The organism is Bradyrhizobium sp. ERR14 (assembly GCF_014198235.1).
In the GTDB taxonomy this organism is placed as follows: Bacteria; Pseudomonadota; Alphaproteobacteria; order Rhizobiales; family Xanthobacteraceae; genus Bradyrhizobium.
In genome coordinates this window covers 132,751-158,843 of the sequence record NZ_JACIHD010000003.1, presented here as the reverse complement: position 1 = coordinate 158,843, position 26,093 = coordinate 132,751, and the positions used below count along the sequence as shown (strand labels likewise).

Genomic DNA, 26,093 nt, shown 5'->3' with positions numbered 1-26,093 from the left:
AACGGGTCCGCGCCTAGCGCGGCCCGAGGACAGACTCCGCGAAGCAATCCAGAGTCTTTCCGTGGAGGCGGTCTGGATTGCTTCGTCGCAACGGCTCCTCGCAGTGACGGGAGGCTACAGCGGCGTCCGCCGATACTCCCGGTTCGCCAGGCTCGCTTCCTCCAGATCCAGGTCGCGCTCGATTCGCCGCCGCGTCTCGTCGGTGATCTGGCCGTCGCGCAGCAGGTTGTGAATGAATTTGCGTTCGGCGGCGATCAGGTCGCGGGTCAGCGCGGTACCGGCGGCGGAGACGTCGTGGTGGGTGGGATCGAGTGAATCAGGCAGTTGGTTGACGCGGATGTCGTGGCGGGCACGCAGGAGCCGCATCACTTCGTCGGACACCTCCTTCTCCTCGGTCAGCGCGTCGAGCGATTTCAGCGCTGCATCCAGCGCGTGACGGCGCGCGGCGATCTCGGCTTCGTGCTCGGCGGCATGCTCGTTACGGCCGGCCTCGGCGACGCCGAGCCATCTCACCACCGGCGGCAGCGTCAGCCCGACGCCGATCAGCGTGACGAAGATGACGCCGAAGGCCACGAACAGGATCAGGTCGCGATACGGAAATGCATCGCCATCCGGCAGCGTGAACGGCAGTGCCAGCGCGGCCGCCAGCGACACCGCGCCGCGCACGCCGGTGAAGGCGAGCACGAACGGCCATTGCCAGGGTGGCGACGGATCGCGCTGGCGCAGCGATTTGCTGAGCATGCGCGGCAGATAGGTTGCAGGATAGAGCCAGGCGAAGCGCGCGACCACGACGATCACCAGGACCACGGCAGTTGCGATCAGGATGTCGTCGAGCGGGAACGCCTTCGATTTCTCGTAGAGCGCGCGCATCTGGAATCCGGTGAGCAGGAACAGAACGCCCTCGATCAGGTAGATCACGAGGTCCCAGAAGAAGATGCCCTGCAGGCGCGTTGCCGACGAGATCAGCAGCGGGCCGTTCCAGCTCACATAGAGGCCGCAGGCCACCGTCGCGATCACCCCGGAGCCACCGATATGCTTGGGCAGCCAGTAGGAGACGTAGGGGGTGATCAGCGACAGCGTCAGCTCGACCTGCGGATCTCCGGACCATTTGCGGAAGCGAAGGGAGAGCCAACCGACGCCGATGCCGAAGGCGATCTCGCTGGCGACAATGAGGAGGAATTCGCCGGCGGCGAGCGGCAGCGAGAAATGTCCGACCATGATGGCGGCCAGCGCGAAGCGGTAGAGGATCAGCGCGGTGGCATCATTGGCGAGCCCTTCACCCTCGAGGATGACGAGGAGCCGCCGCGGCATGTTGAGCCGGCGCGCGATCGCGAGCGGTGCCACCACGTCGGGCGGCGCGACGATGGCGCCGAGCAGGAAGCCGATGGTCCAGGGCAGGCCGATCATGTAGTGCGTGGCGGCCGCCACCATCGCTGCGGTGAAGATCACCGCGCCAACCGCGAGCAGCACGATCGGGCGCAAATTGTTCTTGAACTCACGCCAGCTCATGGCGACGCTCGCCGAGTAGATCAGCGGCGGCAGCACCATCAGCAGCACCAGCTCGGGAGGCAATTCCACCGGGGGCATGCCAGGCACGAAGGCGAGGCCGACGCCGGCCAGCATCAGCAGGATAGCGGGGGCGACGTTGAAGCGGCGTGCGGCCAGCGCCACGCCTGCCAGCACGGCGAGCAGGATGAGAAAGGTCTGAAACTTCGCTTCCATGATAGTCTGTCTTGACCCGGAAGCGACGGCTACGTCAATGTGCGCGGCTTACGCCAGCCGCTCGGCCACCATCCGCCCGATGCGTGCAAAGGCGGCTTCGATCTGCGTCGGATTCGGCGTGCCGCCCTGGGTATAGACCGAGATCAGGATCGGCGTCCCGGGCTTGGGCCAGGCGACCGCGATATCACCCGAAGCGTCCTTGCCGTTGTTGCCGGTCTTGTCGCCGATGGTCCAGCTTGCGGGCAGGCCGCCGCGCAGCCGGTTCGCGCCAGTCTTGCAGTTCACCATCCAGTCGGTGAGCAGGGCCCGCGAGGCTGGCGACAGCGCTTCGCCCACCACCAGGCGCTGCAGATTTCCCGCCATTGCTGACGGCGTCGTGGTGTCGTGGGGATTGCCCGGCGGCGAGCGGTTGAGTTCTGGCTCGTTGTGGTCGAGCCGGGAGGTGGTGTCGCCGAGCGATCGCCAGAAGGCGGTGAGGGCGGCGGGTCCGCCGATCCGCGCCAGCAGCAGATTGGCGCAGGTATTGTCGCTGAGCTCGACGATCGCCTTGCACATGTCGCTGACCGACATCGCGCCGGCCGCAAGATTCTGTTTGGCGACCGGCGCGTAGTCCAAGAGGTCGGCCTTGCCGTAAGCGATCATGGCCGCAAGCTGGTCCTCGGCGCGGTCGACCCGGGCCAGCATGCAAGCCGCAAGCGAGGCCTTGAAGGTCGAGCACATGACGAAGCGCTCGTCGGCGCGCCAAGCGAGCTTTTTGCCGGTCGCAAGGTTCTCTGCATAGACCCCGATCCGTCCACCGCTCTCGCGCTCATAGGTTTCGAGCTCAGGCGGTGCCTCAGCGGCCAACGCAGGAGAGGCGGCGATCCAGCACAGCGAAGCGAGCAGGGAACGGCGGTCGAGTGGCATGGGGCAGCTTTCAGACAGGTGGGGGCGAGAAATGTGGCGGATGCTGTATCCGCCTCGTCATTGCGAGGCGCGAAGCGACGAAGCAACCCAGTCTGTCTCCGCGGAGGGTCTCTCGATTGCTTCGCTTGCAACGACGGAGGATGGATATCGAGCGCGGCAGATATGGGGCAGCGGAACGTCGAGCAGCCTCACTCCCTCAGGTCATACCGATACGATTTCGACACGATCTGCCAGCCGTCGGCGAGCTTCATCGCCACCAAATAGTCGGTGAAGAAACGTGGCGGCAGTTGGCAACGGACCTTGATGAAGGCGGTCTTGTCGTCCGAACGGTCGATGGTGACGATGAAATCCTCGCGCGGCTTGCCTTCGGCCTTGGCGGAGGCGCGCTTGCGGACGCGGTCGAGCCAGTCGGGTACGGTCAGGACCTGGAGCTCGCCCTTCTCGACCCAGCGCAAGTCAGCGGAGGGATGGAAGATGGTGCCGAGCTTCTCGGCGTCGCCCTCGTAAAGCCCGTCGAAATAGGATTGCACGACGGCTTCGACACTCGAACGGTTCTGGTTCATAGGTCATCCTTTTGCATGATGGCTTGGGCGGAACTTAGTCGTACACATCGAAATGCGCTATGGGTGTCTCTTGCCAATCGCGCAAGGACGCTGGAATGACCGGAGCAGAAACTTCGAACGCTCGTATCCTGATCGGCGAATGCTACTGCCGCGCCGTGCGGTTTGAGGTGGCCGACGCGTTCTCCTATGCGATGAACTGCCACTGTTCGAACTGCCGTCGCACCACCGGCTCCGCCTTCAAGCCCTTCGCCGGCATCGCGCAGGACAAGCTCCGCATTGTCCGGGGAGGGGACCAGCGGATGATTTTCGGCGACGACACCACCCATGACGCCCATTGCTCCCGGTGCGGCTCGCTGCTTTATTCCCGGGTACGTGAAGGACAATGGGTCCATGTCGCCATGGGAACCCTGGTTGATGCCCCCTCGATCCGGCCGAGCGCCCACATCTTCGTGGCCTCGAAGGCGCCCTGGCACGAAATTACGGACAATCTGCCGCAATATCGGGGGCATATCGGCGATGCCTAGGGGAATTCGGTCTGCTTGCCTGTTTGGCAGCGAACCGTGACCGCGCTGGCGCGACAAACAAAGGGGGTCCTTCGGGCTGTCGCCGGCGCGGCCTTGGTGACCTCCATCACAAGCGCCGGCACCGGATCCTGCTAAAGCGGTCCCAAGGGGGACCGAAACGTCCCGAACTTCGGAAGTCGTGTCATGCGCAACCTGCTCAGACTCTGCCCGCTTCTCCTCGCCGCCGTGCTGTTGTTCGGCACGGATCCCGCTTTTGCCGGCAACCGCGTCGCGCTGGTGATCGCCAATTCGGCCTATCAGCACGCGCCGTCGCTCACCAATCCCGTCAATGACGGTGCGGTGATGGCGAAGACGCTGAAGGAGGCCGGCTTCAACAGCGTCGATTTCCGGCACGACCTGTCGGCCCTGGATACGCGGCGCGTGCTGCGCGATTTTGCCGATGCGACCCGCAATGCCGACATCGCCGTGGTCTACTATGCCGGTCACGGCATCGAGGTCGAGGGTTCGAATTATCTGATACCGGTCGACGCCAAGCTTGAGCGCGACACCGACGTCTATGACGAGGCGCTCTCGCTCGACCGCGTCCTGGTCGCCGTCGAACCGGCCAAACAGCTTCGGCTGGTGATCCTGGATGCCTGCCGCGACAATCCGTTCGGCAAGACCATGAAGCGCACGGTGGCCGCGCGCGGTATCGGCCGGGGCCTCGCCCAGGTCGAGCCGACCAGCCCCAATACGCTGATCGCCTATTCGGCGAAGGCCGGCTTCACCGCTCAGGACGGCGACGGCGCCAACAGCCCCTTTACGGTGGCGCTGTCGAAGCATCTGACGACGCCGGGCCTCGACGTCCGCCGTGCCTTCGGCTTCGTGCGCGACGACGTGCTCAAGTCGACCGGCAACAAGCAGGAGCCGTTCGTTTACGGCTCGCTCGGTGGCGAGGACGTGCCGCTGGTTCCGGTCAAGGTGACGGCCGCAGCAACGGTTGCGCCCGCGCCGAACCCGCAGGCCGATATCCGCCGCGATTACGAGCTCGCGCTCCAGGTCGGCAACAAGGCGGCGTGGGCCGCTTTCCTCGCCCAGCATCCCGATGGCTTCTATGCGAGCCTCGCCAAGCTTCAGGTCGAGAAAATTGGTGCCGAGCAGGCCCATGCGGCTGCCACCGAGAAGGCGAAACAGGCCGAGGCAGAACGCGATCGTCTTGCCGCCCTCGGCGCACAGAAGGATGCGCAGGCCAAGGCCGCGGCCGATGCGAAGGCCGCCGAGCAGGCGCAGCTCGCTGCGCAGAAGGCCAAGGAGCAGGCGCAACAGCAGGCAGCTGCCGCCGAGCAGCAGCGCGTCAATCTCGCCGCTGCGGCCCCGAGCGCGGCGCCGGCCAGCACGGCGAGCCCCGCCGGCACCAACGTTGCCTCTCTGACGCCGGCGACCGCGCCGGCCGATCTCAGCCGTTCGGTGCAGACCGAGCTCGGCCGCGTCGGCTGCTTCTCGGGCACTGCCGACGGCAATTGGAGCACATCCTCGCAGCGCTCGCTGTCGCAGTTCAACCGCTATGCCGGCACCAAGCTCGACGTGAAGGTGGCGAGCACGGACGCGCTGGATGCGGTCAAGGCCAAGCCGTCACGCGTCTGCCCGCTGGTCTGCGAGCACGGCTTCAAGGCCGATGGCGACAAGTGCACCAAGATCGTCTGCCGTGAGGGCTATGCGGTCAACGACGACAATGAGTGCGAGAGGAAGCGCGCCGCCAAGCCGGCCAAGCCTGCAACGGCGAAGCGCGATGATGGCGACGAACGTCCCGCCCGGCAGCGTCCTCAGGCCGGCGGCGCGGCGGGCGGCTATGGTGCCGCGGCCGGCATTGCGGCCGCTGCCGGCGCCGGTCGCGCCGCAGGTGGCGGGCAAGTCATCTGCAATAGCACCGGCTGCCGCCCGGTCAGCCGCGGTTGCCACCTCGAATATCGCGGCGGCGGCGGCCCCGGCAACGACGCCAATGCCGAGGTGTGTCGCTAGGGCATGCATGAGCCAGATCGTCGTCCCGAAAGGCCGGGACGACGTCAGGTCGCAATCGCGCTCGCCGCGATGTTGACCGTCAGTGCCAGCAAGGCCGTGTTGTAGATGAACGATACGATCCCGTGCGCCGTGGCCGTGCGGCGGATCGTCTTGTCGGTTATGCCGACGTCGGAGACCTGCGCGGTCATGCCGATCACGAACGAGAAATAGACGAAGTCCCAGTAGTCGGCGTGGTCTTCTTTGTCGCCGCTCGGGAACTGAAGGCCGCCCGGCTTGGCGTTCCGATAATAATCATGCGCGTAGTGCAGCGCGAAGGTCGTGTGCACGGCGGCCCATGACAGGGCGATGGTGCTGATTGCGATGGTCAGCTCCAACACGCCCCGATGCGGTGTGCCGAGTTCTGAGACGATCGCGGCGATGCCGGCGAAGGCGCCGGTCGCCGTCACCAGCAGGATCACGAAACGGCCGTCGTCCTGCATCGCGGCGGCGCGCCGGATATGGTGATGGTCGTTGCAAAGCATCATTGCGTAGACCAGCACGAGATAGACCGCGATCAGCGCATCCCAGCCGAACAGGAGCCGTGTCACCAGCCGGTGCGAGCCCGGCAAGAGCAGACAGACCAGGACGCCAGCCGCGAGCGCGATGAAGGTCCGCGGCCGCGCGTAAAGCAGCCGCATCGGCCGCGACATCTGGCGGAAGCGGACGAGGACGGGATCTTCTTTGCCCTCGGCCGCCATCGATGCTTGTCAGCTCTTCCGCTCGGCGACAAACCGCGCGGCGGCCTGCAGCACGGCGGCGCGCTCACCGAAGATCGAGACCGCGCTGTCGGCCCGGGCGAGCAGGTCGCGCACGCGCTGCTTGGCGCCTTCGATGCCGAGCTGGGTGACGAAGGTGGTCTTGCCGAGCGCGGCATCGGCGCCGGCCGGCTTGCCGAGGGCCGCCGCATCGCCCTCGACATCGAGCAGATCGTCGGCGATCTGGAAGGCTTCGCCGAGCGCGCGGCCGTAATCGTCGAGTGCCTGATATTCTTTCTGCGAGGCCTGGCCGAGGATCGCGCCGGCGATGCAGCCGTAACGCAAGAGCGCGCCGGTCTTCATCTGCTGAATGCGGGCGACATCGATCGGCTCGTTGCCGCCAAAGCGGCCTTCGCCGGCGAGGTCGAGGATCTGGCCGCCGACCATGCCGCCGATGCCGGCGCAGCGCGCCAGCGCGCGTGTCAGCAGCAGCCGCACATTGGCGTCGTGATGGATTTCGTCACGGGTGACGATGTCGAAGGCCAGCGTCAGCAGACCGTCGCCGGCGAGGATCGCGGTCGCGTCATCGGTCTGCTTGTGCAGGGTGGGGCGGCCGCGGCGCAGGTCCGAATTGTCCATGGCGGGCAGATCGTCGTGGATCAGCGAATAGCAGTGGATGCATTCGAGCGCGGCGCCGACCAGCAACGCGGCTTCACGGGGAACACCGAACACGGCCGCGCTCTCGACCACCAGGAACGGGCGCAGACGCTTGCCGCCGTTCAGGCTCGAGTAGCGCATTGCGTCCATCAGTCGCTTGGGCCGGGCGATCTCATCGTGCAGGATGTCGTCCGACAACAGGCGCCCGAGCAGGGCCTCGGTGTCATCAGCGGTCTTGTCCAGACGCTTGGCGAAATCGGACGGGGACGTGCCGGTCATCAAGAAGGGCTCCAGAACTAAAATTCGGCGGACAATCCTTTATGCGCCCGCCCCAGTCAATCGTTTGGAAGGCCTAAAAAGTGCTGGAAAAGGCCCGAATTATCACAGACTTAATGGGGAGAGCCGTGGCCGCGTTTCGTTCCATGCCGGAAAGGTCGATTTGCGCATCGTCAAAATCCTGCTGGTAGCGCTCGCGGTCGTCATTCTCGCGCCCTATGTGATCGCGCCGTTCTACCGAACCGGCCATCCGGTTTCGACACTGATGGCGTGGCGTTCGCTTCGCGGCGCGCCAATGCAGCGGGAATGGATCGATCTGGCGGCGATGTCGCCCTATCTGCCGCGCGCGGTGGTGGCGGCTGAGGACGCACATTTCTGCAAGCATCACGGCATCGATTGGGGGGCGCTGCGCGAGGCGATCGATGACGCGCAGGAGGACGGCACGCCGTTCCGGGGCGCCTCCACCATTACCCAGCAGGTCGCAAAAAACCTGTTCCTCTGGCAGGGGCGGGATTTCGTCCGCAAGGCGCTGGAATTCCCGCTGGCGCTCTGGATCGATCTCGTCCTGCCCAAGCCGCGGATCCTGGAGATTTACCTCAACATCGCCGAGCTCGGCCCGCAGGGCCAGTTCGGGGTGGGGGCGGCCAGCGCCTATGCCTTCGGCAAATCGGCCGCCGCCCTCTCTCCGCGTGAGGCGGCCCTTCTGGCCTCGATCCTGCCGAATCCGGTCAAACGCAGCGCCAAAACCCCCGGTCCGGGCGTCCGGCGGCTGGCAGGGACCTATGTGGCAAGGGCGCAGGCCTCTTCGCTTGCGACCTGCTGGCGGGAAAATCGCTGATTTTGGGCTCTTTTCGGGCGCATTTTCCGGCCCAAGAGCCTAGCTTTGCAGCCAGCCTTCCTCTATAAGCGCGACCTTGATCGGCATTCAGCTCGCCTCGGATTGCGGGTGCTGAGCCGTCCCTCGCGGACGATGCCCTGATAACACCAATCCCTAGAGGATATTGAAATGGCCGTTCCGAGAAGAAAAACCTCGCCGTCGCGCCGTGGCATGCGCCGCTCGGCAGACGCCATCAAGAAGCCGACCTATGTGGAAGACAAGGACTCCGGCGAGCTGCGTCGTCCGCACCATCTCGACCTCAAGACCGGCATGTACAAGGGCCGTCAGGTCCTGAAGAAGAAAGAGTCCTGAGTTAAGGACCTTTCTCCAGGCGGGATGATTGCACCTGCCTGATTTCGGCCAACCCATGAGATATGACAGTGGCGGCGGCGGAGCTAATGCTTCGCCGCCGCATTGTCCTGTCTGGATATCTTGATCGAGAAGGCATTTCGCCGATGGTCGGTTTCCCGCTGCTTCTGATTCCGCTCGCGGTCTACAACATCATCGCCTTCCTGATGCCGACCGTGTCCTTCACGGATGTGCTGTTCAAGGTGCCGATGGTGTCGGGCGAGACCTGGCCGGTCACGCTCGCCGATGTGATGCTGGCGCTCGGTATCGTGCTGCTGCTGCTCGAAGTGGTGAAGGGCGCGCGGCCGGGCTCGAAATTCCTGATGGATCATCTGCTGTCACTGATCCTGTTTGGTGCTGCCGCTGCCGAATTCGTGATGTGGCCCAAATTCGGCAACTCGACCTATTTCCTGCTGGTGCTGCTCGCGATGGCCGATTTCCTCGGCGGTATTGCCCAGCGCACGCGCCGCCGCGTCACCTATGTCGCCGAGACAACGGTGCCGGCGTCACGCAAGGCCAAGCGTCAGGTGGAAGCTCCGGCGGGAGATGCCGCGGCCGAGCCCAAGTTCGAGCCGGTGTCCGCGCCGATCGCAGCACCGGCGGCACCGCCCGCGCCCTCGGCTCAGTCGGTTGCCGAATCCGTGCTGATGGATCCCCCCGCACCGAAGCCGGTGCAGAGCACGCCCTCGCCGGAAGTCCCCTCGCCGCATTTGCAGCCGGGCGACGGCACGTCTCCGTCCCCCGACGCGCCGCCGCGCTGATCGATCTCAAGCCACCTGCCGCGTGCGCGCGCTGACGCTTTGCAGCGGGCGCTTGCCGCCATAGGCCGTCTGCGCATCTTCGGAAGAGGCGCGGCGCAGCCGGCTCGCCTGGGGCAGATGTTCGGCATTGGCGATCAGCTGGGCGACGAAGCTCGGATCGGGGCGCGGCAACGGCGTCTTGTGGACCCATTGCAAAATCGGCAGTACCGGCACCAGGGCCGTGCCTGTGCCGCTATCCGCCGCGTCCGATCGATCGGTACTCAACATCGCTATCACCGTTGATCCGGCAGAGCCTGTCGCGTTTCGGGACGCTGGTGCCGGGTGCGTGTCAGTACTCGCAAGGCCTATGCCGGACGGGCCGGTTTGGTTCCCCCGGCCTGTAGAAACGTGGTTTCCAAATTGTTTATCAACTTTGCCTAGGGTTGGGGGCGAATCTAGCTCTATCCTGTGTCAGCTCAGGACTTTACCGCTGTCCCGAAACGAGGCGATTTTGATCCCCGCATTACCGCAAGCCTCCGACATCCTGGCCGCCCTCGGCCAGGCCGTGTTTGCCTGGGACATTGGCAGTGATGCGATCGTCTGGGGTGACCAGGTCGGCAGCGTCTTTCCCGGCATTCCCGCCGAGCGGCTGGCGACCGGGGCCGAATTTGCCAAGCTGATCGAGCCCTCGCCAACGCTGCGGAGCGCCGCGCTGGCGCAAGCCTATGCCGTGCATGGTGCCGACGGCACGCCCTACCGGGTCGAGTACGGGGTGCGCATGAGCGCCGCCGATCCCGTGATCTGGATCGAGGAGACCGGCCGCTGGTTCGCCGGCCCCGACGGCCGCCCGGTGCGCGCGATCGGCTCGGTCCGAATCAACAATGAGCGCCACGCCCGCGACGAGGAGCTGACCAAGCTGGCCCGGCTCGATCCGCTGACCGGCGAGCTCAACCGCTCTCATCTGATTGCCGCGCTGGCCGAGGCGATCGAGGAGACGACCCGCTTCCGCTCGACCGCGGCCTTCATGCTGGTCGGTATCGACCATCTTGCCCGCGTCAACGACGCCTTCGGCTTCGACGTTGCCGACGCCGTGCTCCTCGACATCGCCAAGCGCATCCGCTCGCGCCTGCGTGGCGGCGACGTGCTCGGCCGCTTTTCCGGCAACAAGTTCGGCCTGATCCTGAAGAACTGCACCGTCGACGACATGAATGTCGCCGCCGAGCGTTTCCTCGCCGGCATTCGCGACGAGGTGGTGCCGACCAAATCCGGTCCGGTCTCGGTCACCGCCTCGATCGGCGCGGTCAGCGTACCGCGCTATGCCCGCAACACCGACGAGGCCGTCAACCGCGCCCATGAGACGCTGGATGCCGCCAAGCGCCGCCGCGTCGGCTCGTTCGCGGCATGGCGTCCGGATGCCACACGCGACGCGCAGCGCCGCGTCAACATCCGCGTCACCGACGAGATAGTCACCGCGCTGAACGAGCGCCGCATCAAGCTCGCCTATGAGCCGGTGGTCTCGGCCGTCTCCCGCGAGCGCGCATTCCATGAATGCCTGGTGCGGATGGACCAGGGCGACGGCCAGGTGCTGCTCGCGCCCGACATCGTGCCGGTCGCCGAACGGCTCGGCCTGATCCGCCTGGTCGATCACCGCGTGCTCGAGCTCGTGGTCGCCGAGCTCGCCGCCGCGCCCGACATCTGCCTCAGCCTCAACATCTCGCCGGATACGACCATGGATCCGGACTGGTGGGCGGGCATCGAATCGCTGATGCAGGCCCATCCCGGCGTTGCCGAGCGGCTGATCGTCGAGATCACCGAGACGGTCGCGATCCAGGACATCGATGACGTCCGCGCCTTCGTTGGCCGCCTCAAGCATTTCGGCAGCCGCATCGCCATCGACGATTTCGGCGCCGGCTACACCTCGTTCCGAAACTTGCGCAAGCTCGGCGTGGATATCGTGAAGATCGATGGCGCGTTCGTGCAGAACATCACTCATTCCGCCGACGACCGCGCCTTCGTGCAGACCCTGATCGATCTCGCCCGCCGCCTCGACATCAAGACCGTCGCCGAATGGGTGCAGGACGAGGAAGCCGCAAGCATGCTGCGCGATTGGGGCTGCGACTACATCCAGGGCCGCCTGATCGGGCTTGCGTCTGGCGAGCGTCCGTGGGGGACTTCAACGGATAGTGCGCTTCCTGCTGCATGCTGAGGTCTCGTAGGGCGGGCAAAGGCGCACTTGCGCCGTGCCCACCATTCCTCCGTGATGGATATAGATCGTGGGTACGCTTCCGCCTTCGCTCTTCAAGCTACGGCGGACAAGTCGCTTTGCCCACCCTACGAGACCTCCTCACGCCCCCTCATCCAGCGCAACCAGCTCGCGCTTCTTGCGCAGCGACGGCAATAGCGGCGCGATCAGCAGCACCAGGGCAAACACGAGACAGACCCCCGAGATCGGCCGCTGCACGAAGGTCCAGAGATCGCCCTGCGACAGGATCAGTGACTTGCGCAGATTGTTCTCCATCATCGGTCCCAGCACGAAAGCCAGCACCAGCGGCGCTGGCTCGTAGCCGAGCTTGCGCATGAAATAGCCGATGATCCCGAACGCGATCATCACATAGACGTCGAACACGTTGTTGCTGGAGCAGTAGACGCCCAGGATCGTGAACAGGATGATCAGGGGGAACAGGATGTTGTACGGCAGCTTGAGCAGCTGCACCCACATGCCGATCATCGGCAGGTTCAGGATCAGCAGCATGACGTTGCCGATGTACATGCTGGCGACGATGCCCCAGAACAGGCCGGGGTTCTGCGTGATCAGCAGCGGTCCCGGCTGCAGGCCGTGGATAACGAAGGCGCCGAGCAGCAGCGCCATCACCACGTTCGGCGGAATGCCGAGCGTCATCAGCGGAATGAAGGCGCCGCCCGCCGCGGCGTTGTTCGCCGATTCCGGTCCGGCAACGCCTTCGATCGCGCCATGGCCGAAGCGCTCCGGCGTCTTCGACAGCCGCTTCTCCAGCGCGTAGGAGGCAAAGGACGCCACCACCGCGCCGCCGCCCGGCAGGATGCCGAGGAAGAAGCCGAGGATGGTGCCGCGGCCGACCGGACCTGCGCTCGCCTTCCAGTCCTCCCTGGTGGGCAGCAGATGGGTGATCTTGGTGTTGATGATGTCGCGCTTGATCGCCTGCTCGGTGTTGAGCAGCACCTCCGCAACGCCGAACAGGCCCATCACGACGGGCACCAGCCCGATGCCGTCGATCAGCTCCATGCGGCCGAAGGTCAGACGCGGTTGTGCCGTGATGCTGTCGAGCCCGATCAGTCCGAGCACGACGCCGATGCACGCCATCAGCAATGCCTTCGGCATCGAGCCCTGGGTCAGGAAGGTGAGCACCACGAGGCCAAGCACCATCAGGCTGAAATATTCGGCCGGGCCGAACGCGATGGCGACGCTGGCCAGCTTCGGCGCGACCAGCATCAAGGCGATCAGCGCGAATGTGCCGGCAATGAAGGAGCCGAAGGCGGAAATGCCGAGTGCAGGGCCAGCGCGTCCCTGCTTCGCCATCTGGTGGCCGTCGATGCAGGTGACGACGGAGGCCGCCTCGCCGGGGATGTTGACCAGGATCGAGGTGGTCGAGCCGCCATACATCGAGCCGTAATAGATCCCGGCCATCATGATGATGCCGGATTCCGGCGTGCCCGACAGCGTCACGGGCAGAAGCAGCGACATCGCCGAGATCGGCCCGATGCCCGGCAGCACGCCGACCAGCGTGCCGATGAAGACGCCGATGAAGCAGTAGAGCAGGTTGACTGGCAGCAGCGCGACGCCGAACCCATGCGCGACATTGAATAGCGTATCCATAGGGTCAGCCGATCCCGAACAGGCCCGAGGGCAGCTGGATCAGCAGCAGCCGCTTGAGCACCCACCACATGCCTGATGGCACCAGCACGGCGATCGGGATCGCCAGCGTCCAGCGAACGGGATCGATCAGCCGCAACAGCAGCAGCACCAGGGGGATCGACGACAGCAGGAAGCCGAGTGGTTCCAGCGCAATGGAGAATGCCACGAGACAGGCAATCAGCAGGAGCGGCTTGCTCCAGCGCACATTCTCCCAGCGCGAGGCCAGCGTCGGCGCGCCCTCGGTGACCGCCGAGACGATGATGGCGCCTGCGAACACGCACATCAGGATGCCCGTGTAGAACAGCACGTAGCCGGAGCCGGGATCGTTGATGGTGCCGAGCTTGAGCTTCATGCCGGACCAGATCACGAATCCGCCCAGCGCGAGCCCGATCAGCCCGCCCCAGAGCTCGGAGTTGCTGAGGCGGAGTTTGACGTTGGTGTCGTTGTTCATGTGAAGCGCCTTGAGATCACCGTCGTCCTGAGGTGGCGGAGCGCAGCGTAGCCCTCGAAGGGCGACGGTGCCCCGATCCATCCTTCGAGGCGAGCCGCAAGCGCGGCTCGCACCTCAGGATGAGGTCAGCATGTGTGATGGGACAAGCTACTTCTTCGCGAGCCCGAGCGTATCGATCACCTTGCGCTCGGACTCCGTGACCTCGACGACGAACTTCTTGTAGTCCTCGGTGTTCTTGTAGTTCGGCACCATGTCGTATTTGGCGAGCGTCGCGACCACCGCTGGATCCTCGACCGCCTTCTTGAAGGCATCGTGCAGCTTGGCGACGATCTTTGGATCCATGCCTTTCGGGCCGGCGATGCCGAAGGGGGAATCATAAACCATGGGATAGCCGAGCTCCTTCAGCGTCGGCGCGTCGGGATAGTTCGGCGAGCGTGCGCCGGTCCACACCATCAGCAGCCGCAGCTTGCCGGCGTCGACCAGCGGCCGCCATCCCGTGGAGTCCGCCTGAAGCATCGTGTGCTGCCCCAGCACCGCGGCGTTGGTCTCCGCGCCGCCCTTGAAAGGAACTTGCGTCAGCTTGATACCGGACATTCCGGCGATCTGCTCCATGCCGATATGCAGCGAGGTGCCGGCGCCCGGCGTGGCATAGGTCACCTTGCCCGGATTCGCCTTGGCGAACTCCACGACGTCCTTCCAGCTCTTGAACTGCGACTCCGCGCTGGTGGTCACACCGAAGGTGTAGCCGGTGAGATGGATGATGTAGGTGAAGTCCTTGGCCGGATCCCACGACACTTCCTGCATCAAGGGCAGGCGGAACACGGTGATCGGAATCTGCGAGATGGTGTAGCCGTCCGGCTTCGCGGCCGCTGCCATGGTCGCGGGGCCCACCGTGCCGCCGCCGCCGGCCTTGTTGTCGATCACGATCGGCTGCCCCAGCACCTTCGAGGCGCTGTCGGCGATGGCGCGCATCGAGATATCGGTCGATCCGCCGGCCGGCCATGGCACGATCAGCGTGATCGGCTTGCTGGGATAGTCCTGCGCGCTGGCGGCAGTCGAGAGCAATGCGCCCATGACAGCATGCATCGCGGCAAATGCGATCGTCTTCAGCCCGTATCGCGACATCGAAACTCCTCCCCTCGCGGCGGCCTCTTTGCGGGCCGCCGTTTCTCGTTCTTGCGCGGCGATTGTTCCTGAAATCGAGGGAGAAGAAAAGCGCATTGCGCGGACCGCGGGCGCCGGGCGATGCGGCAATCCCGGTCGAGGCGGCACATGCGACAATTCGTCGTTTGGTCGTGTGCCGAGAGACGGAATTTGAGGGAGCAGAAAGCCGCTACGCCACGCGCCGGACCGTGTTCAGCGTCTCGATGGTGCGGCCGACCTCCGATGCGGGGCACGGCCTGCCGAAATAATAGCCCTGTACGGCGGTGCAGCCGCATTCGCGGACGAAGTCGAGTTGCTCCTCGGTCTCCACACCCTCCGCCGTCGTCTCGACGCCGAGCACGGAACCGAGGCTTGCGATGGTGCGGACGATGGCAACGCTCTCCGGACTTTCGCCGAGCGTGCCGACGAAGGAACGATCGATCTTGATGCGATCGAACGGAAACTTGCGTAAATAGCTCAGCGAGGAATAGCCGACGCCGAAATCGTCGAGGCTGACGCGCACGCCTAACGCGCGAAGCTGGTGCAGGATCTCGATCGTCGCCTCGCTGTCGTCGAGCAGCGCCGTCTCGGTGACCTCGAGCTCGAGCCGTTGCGGCGGCAGGCCGGCTTCGGCAAGTGCGCTCGTGACCATCGCCACCAGCCCGCGCGAACGGAACTGCACCGGCGACAGATTTACCGCGACGGTGACATCGGGCCAGGACGCGGCGGTCGCACAGGCGCTGCGCAGCACCCATTCGCCGATCGGAACGATCAGCCCGGTCTCTTCAGCGATCGGAATGAACTCGGCCGGCGAGACGAAGCCGCGCGAGGGATGTTTCCAGCGCAGGAGTGCCTCGAACCCGGTGAGCTCGGTCGAATCGAGCCGCAGTTGCGGCTGGAATACCAGATGGAATTGACGCGCCTCGAGCGCGCCGCGTAGATCGTGCTCCAGCGCGTGCCGACTGCGCGCCTCTTCCTCCATCTCGGGCTCGAACAGCTGATAGGCGCCGCGCCCCTTGGCCTTGGCCTGGTACAGCGCGAGATCTGCGCATTTCATCAGTTCGTCGGCATCGAGCCCGTGGTCGGGTGCGATCGCGATGCCGACGGAGGCGCCGACATGGATCGACTGGTTTTCCAGTGGCGGCGGATGACCGAGAACCTCGACCAGACGCCGGGCCAGCTTTTCCGCCGCTTGCGGCTGCGGTCCGCGCTGGAGCACGGCGAACTCGTCGCCGCCGAGCCGCGCGACGGTATCGTGCTCGCCGACATTCTCCTTCAGCCGCGCCGCGACCCAGCGCAGCAGCCGGTCGCCGGCGGCGTGGCCGAGGCGGTCGTTGACGGTCTTGAAATTGTCGAGGTCGAAGCACAGCACGGCCATGGCGCCGCCGGCGATCGCGACCTGGTTCAGTCCCTCGCCCATCTTTTCGCGGAACAGCGTGCGGTTGGGCAGGTCGGTCAACGAATCGTGCCGCGCCATGTGCGCGACGCGCGCCTGGGCCTTGTGGCGCTCGGTGACGTCCTCGTAGGTGACGACCCAGCCGCCATGCTCCATCCGCTTGTGATTGAGCTTGATGATGCGGCCGTCGCTCAAATGGCGATGCAGCGTATGCTCGCCCTCACGCAGCCGCTCGACGTAATCGGCATAAAGCCGCGCGGCTGTGGTGTTCTGATGGACGCCGAGCTCGCAGCTGTGCTCCATGATTTCGCGCATCGAGACACCGGGCTTCACGATGTCAGGCGACAGGCCGTACATCTCGATGTAGCGGCGATTGCACACGATGACGCGCAGGCTCGCGTCGAGCATGCACAGGCCCTGGCTCATGTTGTTCAGCGCCGCGTCGAAGCGGCGATACTGCTCGCTCAGCTCCTCGATCGCGTGCTCGCGTTCTGTGATGTCCTCGTAAGTGGCGACGAAGCCGCCCTCGTGCAGCGCGCAGTAGCGCACCGAGATCACGGTATCGTTCGACATGCGCCGGCGCATCGGCGAGGAATCGCGGTTCGCGATCCTGGCGCTGGCGGCTTCCAAGAGCTGCCGGGGGCTGTACTCGGACGAGAACGCGCCGTTCGCCATCGAGCGCTCGATCAGCTCGGCGAGATGCGTGCCGGGCCTGGTCTCCTCCGGCGACAGCAGGTAGATCTTGCGGTAGGTGGTATTGCAGACGCGAAGGCGCATGTCGCTGTCATAGAAGGCGAGCCCGTGCGCCATGTTCTCCATCGCGGCATCGAGAATAAAATTCTGTTGCCGCAGCGTCTCTTCATATTGCAGCCGCTCCGTGACGTCCTCATGCACGGTCACCCAGCCGCCGTCGGGCAGGAAGCGCGAGACCGTCTGCACCATGCGTCCGTCATAACGCATCACCAGCAGGGACTTCGCCTTTCTGGTGCGCACGTCCTCCAGCCTGGATTTATGGAATTCGTCTGTCGGCATGCCCGGCAAATTGCCGCGCGATACCCAATGATCGAGCACCTCGCGATGCGAGGCGCCCGGCCTTACGATGCTGGGATCGAGGTTGTAGAGGTTCAGGAAACGTTCGTTGCAGACGACGACGCAACTGTCGGCGTCATACATGATGAGGCCGTGCGACATGTTGGCGAGCGCGTGCTGGCTGCGCTCGGTCTGCACGCGCAATTCCGCCTCGAGCCGGGCGAGGCGGGTGACATCGTCGCAGATCGTCATCCAGCCGCCGCCGGGAAGCGGCTTGAGCTCGAGCGACATGGCGAGGCCGCTCGCAAGCTGCTGCTCGGTTCGGAACGGCTTTCCCCCTGCGATCTGCGCGATCCGCGCCGAATACAGCGTGTCGAGCTGGTCCTGGGGAAAGTTGCCGCGCATCGCACTATGCGCAAGTACCTCGCGGTAGCTCGTGCCCACGCGCACGATGTCGGCCGACATGTCGAACAGCGACAAGTAACGCTGGTTGACCAGCACGATCCGGTTGTCGGCATCGTAGACGCAGACGCCCTGTTCCATGTGGTCGAGCGCAAGCTGGCTCAGCGCGACCAGGGCCTCCGGGCCCTGCTCGCGGCGTGCACCAAGCTCGTTGTCACGGGTCGACGTCATGGGATCGGCGGGATCTCGGCGAGCAATAGACTTAACGCAACCTAATTCAGCCGCCGAGGGTAGCGAAGAGGCCGGAAAATTCCCTTAAGCGCAGTAGTTTACGGAGGGTGACTGGCGATGGAGAGCGCGTCGGAAATGCGGAGGTGCGCGCGAGAGTTGGGCGGGAGGGCGCGTCAAATGAAGTGTCGTCCCTGCGAAAGCAGGGACCCATAACCACAGGGAAAGGTTTGACGAAGATTGGAAGTGAAGGGGCCTTCCCGTGGTACCAGCATTGCGGCTTAGAGACAGATCACGCGGTATGGGTCCCTGCGCCCGTGCGCAATTGCGCACTAGGCAGGGACGACAGCGGTGGTCTGGTCCGACGGCCTCCCTCACGGCCCGTACAACACCAGTTCCGTATCGGTGAGATCGCCGAGCTGCGGCCGATCCGGGCCCTTGAAGTATTTGCGACCGCGCCGCTCGGTATAAATACCGACCAGGCCGGGAAGCGGTCCATTGGAATCGATCGCCACCGCGATCTTGCCGAGCCGAAGCAGCAGCCGGCCGATGCGGCCTGCGCAGGCGGCGTATTCCGCGGCGCTGCGGCAATAGATCAGCTTCATCGCAGGAGGTGCAATGAAGCCGCGGCGGATGCGCACCGGCTGCAGGATGAAGGGGAATGTTCCCTTCGGCGTGCGGCAGACGAGGCTGAGGCAATTGTAGCGCGCATGCCGCGTCAAGAGCTCGGTTTCGGCTTCGGATAGCCCCTCGATCGTTTTGGCGTGAGGCGAGATGACCTCGATCTCGCTCCAGCGCGGAGGTCGCGCCAGGGCAGGAACCGAGAAGAATATGCCGCGGCAATAGGCGCGAAAGCCCTGCGTCTCGATGATCGGCCAGGTCCACGGGGCCGGGCTGATGTTGAAATAGGTCACGTCCTTGTGCCGCTGCGCGATCTTGGTCAGCAGCGGGGCATAGTTGCGGTAGGCCGGATCGACATACCAGCTCGACAGATTGCACTGGATGGCGGTCTCTTCGCCGTTCTTCCGCGCCGTGTAGATCAGCAGCAGCACACCGACCGGCGTGCCGTCACTCTCGAGCATGTAGCCGAAGCGCGGATAGCCCTCCGGCACGGACCGGAAGGCCTGCCGGCGCAGACCCTGGATCCAATAGTTCCGCGAGCGGCCGACGAAGCCGCGCGTCAGCAGGTCCGCGACCGCTTCGGCGTCGGACTCGGTGATCTCGCGGCATCGCACCTTGGTGTGAATCACGCTCGTCTTACCCGTGGAAATGACAGGCCTCGTTTGGTCTATTGTTTCAGCATAATCTTGTCGGAAGACCGCTTTGCACTTTTCGCAGACGCGGTCCTTCGGATCCGGATCATGCTGCTAGCGCCAGCCTTCGACATGGGCGTCGGCCGTGACCCGCGGCTGCAGGCCCAGGACGTCCCGCACCTTGGCGGGCCAGGCGGAAAGGTCCGTGCCGTGGGTGTGGAACATGGCGACCGCCAGCCGGTCCATGCCGAAGGCGACGCAGCCGGTGTGGGCTGGCTCGCCGCCGGCATCCTGAATTCCCCAGGTCGTGCCGAAATGCTCGCGGTGATAGTTGAAGCTCATGCAGGCCGTCGGCTGCTCTTCCGAGCGCAGCGGAATGAGCAGCTCGAACTTGAGCTGCTGTTGCTTCTGGCTGACCGCCTTCATCTGGCCGACACGACCGAAGAAGGGATCGCTGGCATAATCGACGCGGAAGGTGAGGCCGAGGTCGGTCGCGATCTTCTGCGCGCGCACCATCCAGCGCTCGCGGAAATCGGCGACGTCGTCGGGGCTGCCGATGCAGACATATTCACGCATCCGGAACGACTGCAGCCGGTCGAGATGCTTCGACGGCTCGCGGCGGAAGCAATCAGCGGCAACGTCGAAGCGCAGGCCGCCCTTCGGCAAGGGGCCGCGGCTCGCCGCGATCGGATAGACCGGATAGCAGGCGGCGGGCGACAGCACGAGATCGGCGGGAGACAGTGAGGTGGTCCAGTCGCCGCCGGCATCGAAGCGGCTCACCGCGGCGTTGATCTCGCGCTCGGTCCCGTGCAGACCGCAAACGCAGCCGAGCAGGTTCGGAAAGCTCTTGAGATAGCCGGATTTTTCCAGCTGGGCCCGGCTCATCACCGGCGGGAAACGCATCACCTCGGTGCCGCTCTCGCGATGGCTGGTGATCAGCGCGGCGAGCTTCTCGACGACGCCTTCATAGAGCGCGGTGCGGGCGTAGACGCCATCGGCGCCCATGCGGTGGAACAGCTTGTCGGCGAGATGATCGAGCGGATCGATCATCTGCGGCGCGGTCGCGGGCGAGTCGGGGAGGATGGCAATGTTCATGGCGCGATGTCCTGCTATCTCAAAATTGTTGTTGTTGATTCAGTCGTGAAGGCTTGTCGGCACGCCGCTCATCAGCGTCGAAGTCGCGGCATTGGCCAGAATACGGTCGTTGTTGATCATGATCGGGGACGACAGCACGTCGCGGAGGTGCCGGCCCATAGTGAACTCGCCGTCGTTGCGGTAGCCGGAGAGGCCGGCTGTGCGCATCGCATGCATCACGGTCTCGACCGCGAGCTCGGAAGCCTGCACCTTCAGCAGCGTGATCGAGGACTGGAAGTCGAGCGAGCCGAGGGCGCGCTCGTCATGCTCGGCGCGGGCAAAGGCATCGATATTGGCCGACAGCAGCGCGCGCAGTTTCGCCAGCGACATCTTGGCGGCGGTGAAATGCGCCGCGGCCGGCGGCATCTGGCCGCCGGAGGTGCGGGCCGCCTTGCGGATGAAGGCCTGCGCGCGGGTCACGGCTGCGGCGGCGATGCCGGCCCAGGCCGACGACCAGCACAGATGCGCGAACGGCGTCATGGTCTGGGCGTGGATCTTGTCATAGGATTCCGGGAAGACGCGGTCAGCGGGACAATCGACCTTCAGCTCGAAGCCGGTCGAGCAGGTGCCGCGCATGCCGAGCGTTTCCCAGCCCAGCGTCCGCTTCAGCGAATAATCGTCCCTGGCGAGCGCCAGCAGCACCTGGTCGGAGGCGGCGGCCTCGGTGGCGCGGCGGGCGATGGTGACGAGGCCGTCGGCTTCCGCGCCGTAGGAGATCACGGTGGCGTCGCGCACCAGCGAAACGGTGTCGCCGGCGTGGTCGACGGCGGCGGCGCTGGCCCGGATGTTGCCACCGTTCTGGCCTTCAGTGGTGGAGGAGGCGAGCAGCCACTGGTCGCGGGCGACCCGGCGCATCATGGTTTCCATCCAGGGGATGCCGTGGCCGTGCCTGACGACGCAGGCGACCTTGGTCTGGTGCATCGCATAGATCATCGCGGTCGAGGCGCAGGCGCGTCCGAGCGTGTAGCAGATGTCGGTGACGTCGTAGATGGAGGCACCGAAGCCGCCGAACTCGACCGGGATCATGACGCCGAGCAGCTTCTGCTCGCGCGCGACCTCGAAAGCCTTGTGCGGGAAACGGGCGTCGCGATCGACCCCGTCGGCGTCGGCCGCGGCAGCTGCGGCGGTCCGGGCGGCGCGCTCGGTCAGGGAGGGACCCTCCTCGAGGAAGCCCGTCTGCGTTTCGTCGACAGTGAGGACTGCTTCACGCACGTTCATACTCGTCCGCCTCCGGTTTGCCGTTCGAGAGCGCCGGCATCATTCGCGATGCGCGTAAGCGATCCTCCGGCCATCTTTGCTTGTGAGACGAGGCTACGGATTTAATTCAAATTCGTCGATGAAATAGAGGGTAAACAAAGCCCAATTCCGAACGAACAGTTAAGGTCCGGTTGTTTGCATCACCCGTTTTTCCAGCATCGCGTTAGGACTCTGGAAGAAGCCTGAATTTCAGACAATCTGAGTCATCGTTTACTAAGAAACGCGAAGTATTGGTGTCGCCCATTGCGGGACCGGCAGGCCGTGCCCATCGTAGCGGCAAGCCGGTTCGACCTTTGACAGACAGACGGGAATTTGCCGATGCAATCCTTTGATACCGACGTACGCAATCGCATCATCAAGCTGGTGAAGGGCATCCTCGAGCAGAATTCGCTCATGGCCGATGTCACGTCGTCTGCAAAGCTGGTCGACGTCGGCCTGACCTCGATGGACATGGTCAATCTGATGCTCGCCGTCGAAGCCGAGTTCGACTTCACCATCCCGCAAGCCGAGATCACGCCGGAGAATTTCCAGTCCGTCGAGACGCTGGAGCGGATGGTGGCGACCCAGCTTCAGCTGGCGAACGCGGCTTAAGCCGCGCGCCGACCTCTCTCCGGGTCGTCCCTGCGAACGCAGGGACCCATTACCCCAGGGAGAGGTTTTGCGAAGGCTGGTCGTTCTGGATTGCGACCAAGCACCTCGAAAGAATCCGCGGTATGGGTCCCTGCGTGCGCAGGGACGACCTCGAGTGAGAGGCGAGCGCGCCCGCGCCCCTCACACCACCGACATCGCCCCACCACCCCGTTCCAAAACCGCCGCAAAACTGGCATAGCTTAACCATGTCGCACGTGGCGAACAGGGTGGAGCAGGCATGACGCAGGCGGTATTGGGCATCATCGGCGGCTCGGGCATCTATGATTTGCCGGGCCTCGAGGGTGCGCGCGAAGAGGTGATCAGGAGCCCCTGGGGCGAGCCGTCGGCGCCCGTGCGCCGCGGCACTATCGCAGGGTTGCCGATCGTATTCCTGCCGCGGCACGACAAGGGGCACCGCCTGTCGCCCTCCGACATCAACTACCGCGCCAATATCGACGTCTTGAAGCGGGCCAGCGTCACCGATCTGATCTCGCTGTCGGCCTGCGGTTCCTTCAAAGAGGAACTGCCGCCGGGCACCTTCGTTCTCGTCGATCAGTTCGTCGACCGCACCCACAAACGCGAGAGCTCGTTCTTCGGCCGGGGCTGCGTCGCGCATGTGTCGATGGCGCATCCGGTCTCTCCGCGTTTGCGTATCCATCTTGCCGCGGCCGCTGAAGCCGAGAGCATCGCGATCGCGCGTGGCGGCACTTACGTCTGCATGGAGGGGCCGCAATTCTCCACCTATGCGGAGAGCATGACCTACAAGACGCTGGGCTATTCCGTGATCGGCATGACCAACATGCCGGAGGCGAAGCTCGCGCGTGAGGCGGAAATCTGTTACGCCACGGTGGCGATGGTGACGGATTTCGACTGCTGGCATCCCGATCACGATGCCGTCACCGTGCAGGACATCATCCGCGTGCTGACCTCGAACGCCGACAAGGCGAAGGCGCTGGTGGCGCGGCTGGCAATGGACTTTCCGCGCGAGCATGAGTCGTGTCCGATTGGTTCGGACCGCGCGCTCGACACCGCGCTGATCACGGCGCCCGAGGCGCGCGATCCCGAGCTTCTGAAGAAGCTCGATGCGGTGGCCGGGCGCATCCTGCGAGTATGAGAAAGGCAGAATGCCATGAAGGTCGACGGCAAGCATTTCCGCAGCATCTGGCGCGAGCATGACGGCTGGACAATCGGCGCGATCGACCAGCGCCGGCTGCCGCATGAGTTCGTCGTCGCGAAGCTCACATCCTGCGAAGACGCAGCCGTCGCCATCCGCGACATGCTGGTGCGAGGCGCGCCGCTGATCGGCGCCACCGCGGCCTATGGCATGGCGCTCGCCATGCGCGAGGACGCTTCCGACGCCGGCTTGAAGCGCGCTTACGACACGCTCGTGGTGGCGCGGCCGACGGCGATCAATCTGAAATGGGCGCTGGACGAGATGCGCATGGCGCTCGCGCCGATCGACCCGATTGAAAGGGCGGAGGCGGCCTATGCGCGCGCCGACGAAATCGTCGAGCAGGATGTCGAGATCAACCGCGGCATCGCCGGCAACGGCTTGAAGCTGATCGAGGCAATCGCATCGAAGAAGCGGGGCGAGACCGTCAACGTGTTGACCCATTGCAACGCCGGTTGGCTCGCCACCGTCGACTGGGGCACGGCGACGGCGCCGATCTATCTTGCGCATGAACGCGGCATCAAGATCCATGTCTGGGTCGACGAGACACGTCCGCGCAACCAGGGCGCCTCGCTCACGGCCTGGGAGCTCGGTCATCACGGCGTACCGCACACGGTGATCCCCGACAATACCGGCGGGCACCTGATGCAGCACGGCATGGTCGACCTCGCCATCGTCGGTACCGACCGCGTCGCCGCCAATGGCGATGTCTGCAACAAGATCGGCACCTATCTGAAGGCACTCGCCGCCCACGACAACGGCGTGCCGTTCTATGTCGCGCTGCCGTCGCCGACGATCGATTTTGCCGTCCATGACGGCATCCGCGACATTCCGATCGAGCAGCGCAGCGGCACTGAGGTCACCGATATGACCGGCCGCACCGCCGATGGAAGGCTGGAGACGGTGCGCATCGTGCCGGAGGGATCGCCGGTCGCGAATTACGCTTTCGACGTGACGCCGGCGCGGCTCGTGACCGGCCTCATCACCGAGCGCGGCGTGCTGAAGCCGGATCGCGACGAGCTGGCGGCAGCGTTTCCGGAACGGATCGCGGCGGCGGAGTAGGCTCCGTCGTCATTGCGAGTTCTCGTAGGGTGGGCAAAGGCGCGGAAGCGCCGTGCCCACCATCTGCTTGTGGTGGGCACGCTCCGCTTTGCCCACCCTACGGCATTTGCGAATTAAGTCAGCTTCAGCCCAGTTGCTTTCTCAAGCTCGGCGATCGCCTGCGCGCCGCTCGTCACCTTGATCGTGGTCATGCCCATCTCGCGCGCGGGCTTCAGATTGACGCCGAGATCGTCGAGATAGACGCAATTGTTCGGATCGACCTTCAGCGTCTCGACCATCAGCCGGTAGATGCGCGGATCAGGCTTGCGCAGGCCGATCTTGGCGGACTCGATCACGTGGTCGAACAGCACCATGACTTCAGCGATGTAGAGCGAGCGCCCGGTCATGCTGCCGATCGCATTGGCCGGCAGGTTGTTGGTGATGCAGCCGGTCTTGAATTGCGCCTTGATGCGCTTCAGCGCCTCGACCATCTCGGGGCGCAGATCGCCCTGCAGCAGCGGCAGCACGTCGCGGCCGCGCACCTCCGCGCCGAGTGCGAGCGATTCCGTGGCGAACAATTCGTCGAAGGTGTCGATATCGACCTCGGCCCGCTCGAACTTGGCCCAGGCGTTCTCCAGGTGGTTGGCGGCGTTGGTCCGCCGGATGATGTCGACGGGCAGGCCGCGCTCGGTCTCGAACCGCGCGAATGCCTCGAACGGCGAACTCGTCAGCACGCCGCCAAAATCAAAGATCACCGCCTCGATCGCCAATGTCCTGCCCTCGTCAATTCCTTTCCAAGAGGGCTAGCATGCGCTATCGGCAAGGACCAGTCCGAAGCAATCTGCCGCCGCCAATACCGAAGCGTGTTCCCATGAAGAAGCTTGCCATTCTCATTACAGCCGCGCTGCTCGCGACGCCCGCCCATGCCATCGTCGGCGGTGGCACGCCGCAGGCCGATGGCGTGGCGCGCGCCGTCGTCACCATCGTCGGCTCGCGCGGCAATTCCTGCACCGGCACTCTGATCGCGCCGAAGATCGTATTGACCGGCGCTCACTGCGTGCCGCCGGGCGCGGACTACAAGATCGTCGATCGCAGCGGTGGCGCACCGCAATTGCTGAACGTGCGCACCATCGCGATCCATCCGGGCTACAAAGCGCAGGTTCATCGCGCCGGCGCAGACGTGGCGCTGCTGCAACTGGAAATTCCACTCAAGGGAAAATCGGCGGTGCCGGTCGGCGCGCCGAATATTCCGATCCAGGTCGGTAGCCGTTTCGTCATTGCCGGTACCGGTGTCACCGTGCGCGGTGATGGCAGGAGCGGCGGGGCCACGCGCGTCGCGGGCCTTGTCGTCACGGGCCAGCCCGGCACGCTCCAGATCCGCCTGGTCGATCCCGTAACCAACGGTGTTCGCGACGGAATTGGCGCTTGTACCGGCGATTCCGGTGGTCCTGTGTTCGAGGACAAGCCGAACGGCGCCGTGCTTGTCGGTGTCATCAGCTGGGCGACGGGACCGAACGCCGGCGATGGCTGTGGCGGATTGACCGGCGTCACGCCGCTCACGCTCTACCGCGACTGGATCTTGCTGACCGCGCGGAGCTGGGGTGCGGCGCTGTGATTTGACCGCGGCTCGATCTATGTCATTTTGAAGCGGAAGCGCGGCGGGTGATCATGCCGGCCGCGGGGGAAACGCGTCGTCCTTCAAGGGCGGCCACAAAAACAAG

The 26,093-nt window shown here is 64.9% G+C and carries 24 protein-coding genes; 10 read left to right on the top strand and 14 right to left on the bottom strand.

Annotated features, from left to right (window positions below):
* Nucleotides 1-114: 114 nt before the first annotated feature.
* The 3 genes from GGD62_RS10575 to GGD62_RS10565 all read right to left on the bottom strand — a co-directional run bounded on the left by GGD62_RS10575 (nucleotide 115) and on the right by GGD62_RS10565 (nucleotide 3,191).
* Nucleotides 115-1,722, bottom strand: coding sequence for a Na+/H+ antiporter (locus GGD62_RS10575; protein WP_183708384.1), 1,608 nt, complete (start codon nucleotides 1,720-1,722; stop codon nucleotides 115-117).
* Nucleotides 1,723-1,770: 48 nt separating this feature from the next.
* A complete protein-coding gene (bla, locus tag GGD62_RS10570) occupies nucleotides 1,771-2,628 on the bottom strand; it encodes a class A beta-lactamase (RefSeq protein ID WP_183708382.1) in 858 nt (285 codons plus the stop codon).
* Nucleotides 2,629-2,816: 188 nt separating this feature from the next.
* A complete protein-coding gene (locus GGD62_RS10565) occupies nucleotides 2,817-3,191 on the bottom strand; it encodes a nuclear transport factor 2 family protein (RefSeq protein WP_018316749.1) in 375 nt (124 codons plus the stop codon).
* Between the two features lie 95 nt (nucleotides 3,192-3,286).
* Between GGD62_RS10565 and GGD62_RS10560 the strand changes: the two genes are divergently transcribed.
* Both GGD62_RS10560 and GGD62_RS10555 read left to right on the top strand, forming a co-directional pair.
* Nucleotides 3,287-3,715, top strand: coding sequence for a GFA family protein (locus GGD62_RS10560; protein WP_183708380.1), 429 nt, complete (start codon nucleotides 3,287-3,289; stop codon nucleotides 3,713-3,715).
* 183 nt (nucleotides 3,716-3,898) lie between these two features.
* Nucleotides 3,899-5,713, top strand: coding sequence for a caspase family protein (locus GGD62_RS10555; protein ID WP_183708378.1), 1,815 nt, complete (start codon nucleotides 3,899-3,901; stop codon nucleotides 5,711-5,713).
* Between the two features lie 44 nt (nucleotides 5,714-5,757).
* On the opposite strand, the gene GGD62_RS10550 is transcribed toward GGD62_RS10555, so the two are convergent.
* Together GGD62_RS10550 and GGD62_RS10545 are read right to left on the bottom strand one after the other, a co-directional pair.
* Complete coding sequence (locus tag GGD62_RS10550) at nucleotides 5,758-6,450, bottom strand: DUF1345 domain-containing protein (RefSeq protein ID WP_183708376.1); 693 nt, start codon at nucleotides 6,448-6,450, stop codon at nucleotides 5,758-5,760.
* A gap of 9 nt (nucleotides 6,451-6,459) precedes the next feature.
* Nucleotides 6,460-7,383 (bottom strand): polyprenyl synthetase family protein, encoded by a 924-nt coding sequence (locus GGD62_RS10545; protein ID WP_183259591.1) that lies wholly within the window; start codon nucleotides 7,381-7,383, stop codon nucleotides 6,460-6,462.
* 160 nt (nucleotides 7,384-7,543) lie between these two features.
* Between GGD62_RS10545 and mtgA the strand changes: the two genes are divergently transcribed.
* The 3 genes from mtgA (at nucleotide 7,544) to GGD62_RS10530 (ending at nucleotide 9,366) form a co-directional block, all read left to right on the top strand.
* Complete coding sequence (mtgA, locus tag GGD62_RS10540; protein WP_092251590.1) at nucleotides 7,544-8,218, top strand: monofunctional biosynthetic peptidoglycan transglycosylase; 675 nt, start codon at nucleotides 7,544-7,546, stop codon at nucleotides 8,216-8,218.
* A 168-nt stretch (nucleotides 8,219-8,386) separates the two neighbouring features.
* Nucleotides 8,387-8,569 carry a 50S ribosomal protein L32 gene (gene rpmF, locus GGD62_RS10535; RefSeq protein ID WP_007598106.1) on the top strand — a complete coding sequence of 61 codons (183 nt, stop codon included), beginning with the start codon at nucleotides 8,387-8,389 and terminating at the stop codon, nucleotides 8,567-8,569.
* A gap of 143 nt (nucleotides 8,570-8,712) precedes the next feature.
* Nucleotides 8,713-9,366 carry a hypothetical protein gene (locus GGD62_RS10530; protein ID WP_183708374.1) on the top strand — a complete coding sequence of 218 codons (654 nt, stop codon included), beginning with the start codon at nucleotides 8,713-8,715 and terminating at the stop codon, nucleotides 9,364-9,366.
* Nucleotides 9,367-9,372: 6 nt separating this feature from the next.
* Here GGD62_RS10530 and GGD62_RS10525 read toward each other — a convergent pair whose 3' ends face one another.
* The gene (locus GGD62_RS10525) at nucleotides 9,373-9,633 is read right to left on the bottom strand and encodes a hypothetical protein (protein WP_183708372.1); all 261 of its coding nucleotides are present in this window, start codon (nucleotides 9,631-9,633) and stop codon (nucleotides 9,373-9,375) included.
* Between the two features lie 223 nt (nucleotides 9,634-9,856).
* On the opposite strand from GGD62_RS10525, the gene GGD62_RS10520 reads away from it, so the two are divergent.
* Nucleotides 9,857-11,551 (top strand): bifunctional diguanylate cyclase/phosphodiesterase, encoded by a 1,695-nt coding sequence (locus GGD62_RS10520; protein ID WP_183708370.1) that lies wholly within the window; start codon nucleotides 9,857-9,859, stop codon nucleotides 11,549-11,551.
* 138 nt (nucleotides 11,552-11,689) lie between these two features.
* Here the strand turns inward: GGD62_RS10520 and GGD62_RS10515 are convergent, their stop codons facing one another.
* The 7 genes from GGD62_RS10515 to GGD62_RS10485 form a co-directional block, all read right to left on the bottom strand.
* Nucleotides 11,690-13,198, bottom strand: coding sequence for a tripartite tricarboxylate transporter permease (locus tag GGD62_RS10515; RefSeq protein ID WP_018316758.1), 1,509 nt, complete (start codon nucleotides 13,196-13,198; stop codon nucleotides 11,690-11,692).
* A 4-nt stretch (nucleotides 13,199-13,202) separates the two neighbouring features.
* Nucleotides 13,203-13,688 (bottom strand): tripartite tricarboxylate transporter TctB family protein, encoded by a 486-nt coding sequence (locus GGD62_RS10510; RefSeq protein WP_092251594.1) that lies wholly within the window; start codon nucleotides 13,686-13,688, stop codon nucleotides 13,203-13,205.
* A gap of 147 nt (nucleotides 13,689-13,835) precedes the next feature.
* Nucleotides 13,836-14,813 carry a tripartite tricarboxylate transporter substrate binding protein gene (locus tag GGD62_RS10505; protein ID WP_183708368.1) on the bottom strand — a complete coding sequence of 326 codons (978 nt, stop codon included), beginning with the start codon at nucleotides 14,811-14,813 and terminating at the stop codon, nucleotides 13,836-13,838.
* A 208-nt stretch (nucleotides 14,814-15,021) separates the two neighbouring features.
* Complete coding sequence (locus GGD62_RS10500; protein ID WP_183708366.1) at nucleotides 15,022-17,889, bottom strand: PAS-domain containing protein; 2,868 nt, start codon at nucleotides 17,887-17,889, stop codon at nucleotides 15,022-15,024.
* 371 nt (nucleotides 17,890-18,260) lie between these two features.
* Nucleotides 18,261-19,136 (bottom strand): hypothetical protein, encoded by an 876-nt coding sequence (locus GGD62_RS10495; RefSeq protein ID WP_018316762.1) that lies wholly within the window; start codon nucleotides 19,134-19,136, stop codon nucleotides 18,261-18,263.
* 117 nt (nucleotides 19,137-19,253) lie between these two features.
* The gene (locus GGD62_RS10490; RefSeq protein WP_018316763.1) at nucleotides 19,254-20,234 is read right to left on the bottom strand and encodes an amino acid--[acyl-carrier-protein] ligase; all 981 of its coding nucleotides are present in this window, start codon (nucleotides 20,232-20,234) and stop codon (nucleotides 19,254-19,256) included.
* Between the two features lie 39 nt (nucleotides 20,235-20,273).
* Complete coding sequence (locus tag GGD62_RS10485; RefSeq protein ID WP_183708365.1) at nucleotides 20,274-21,491, bottom strand: acyl-CoA dehydrogenase family protein; 1,218 nt, start codon at nucleotides 21,489-21,491, stop codon at nucleotides 20,274-20,276.
* Nucleotides 21,492-21,848: 357 nt separating this feature from the next.
* Here GGD62_RS10485 and GGD62_RS10480 point away from each other — a divergent pair, with 357 nt between their 5' ends.
* From GGD62_RS10480 to mtnA, 3 genes are all read left to right on the top strand, one after another.
* Nucleotides 21,849-22,121 carry a phosphopantetheine-binding protein gene (locus tag GGD62_RS10480; protein WP_183235752.1) on the top strand — a complete coding sequence of 91 codons (273 nt, stop codon included), beginning with the start codon at nucleotides 21,849-21,851 and terminating at the stop codon, nucleotides 22,119-22,121.
* Between the two features lie 277 nt (nucleotides 22,122-22,398).
* Entirely contained in the window at nucleotides 22,399-23,274 is an 876-nt protein-coding gene (locus tag GGD62_RS10475; protein WP_183708363.1) for an S-methyl-5'-thioadenosine phosphorylase, read from the top strand.
* Between the two features lie 15 nt (nucleotides 23,275-23,289).
* Nucleotides 23,290-24,393 carry an S-methyl-5-thioribose-1-phosphate isomerase gene (mtnA, locus tag GGD62_RS10470; protein WP_183708361.1) on the top strand — a complete coding sequence of 368 codons (1,104 nt, stop codon included), beginning with the start codon at nucleotides 23,290-23,292 and terminating at the stop codon, nucleotides 24,391-24,393.
* A gap of 113 nt (nucleotides 24,394-24,506) precedes the next feature.
* Here the strand turns inward: mtnA and GGD62_RS10465 are convergent, their stop codons facing one another.
* On the bottom strand, nucleotides 24,507-25,142 hold the full coding sequence (locus GGD62_RS10465) for an HAD-IA family hydrolase (protein ID WP_183235750.1): 636 nt from the start codon (nucleotides 25,140-25,142) through the stop codon (nucleotides 24,507-24,509).
* Nucleotides 25,143-25,243: 101 nt separating this feature from the next.
* Between GGD62_RS10465 and GGD62_RS10460 the strand changes: the two genes are divergently transcribed.
* Nucleotides 25,244-25,987 (top strand): trypsin-like serine protease, encoded by a 744-nt coding sequence (locus GGD62_RS10460; protein ID WP_183708360.1) that lies wholly within the window; start codon nucleotides 25,244-25,246, stop codon nucleotides 25,985-25,987.
* Nucleotides 25,988-26,093 lie beyond the last annotated feature (106 nt).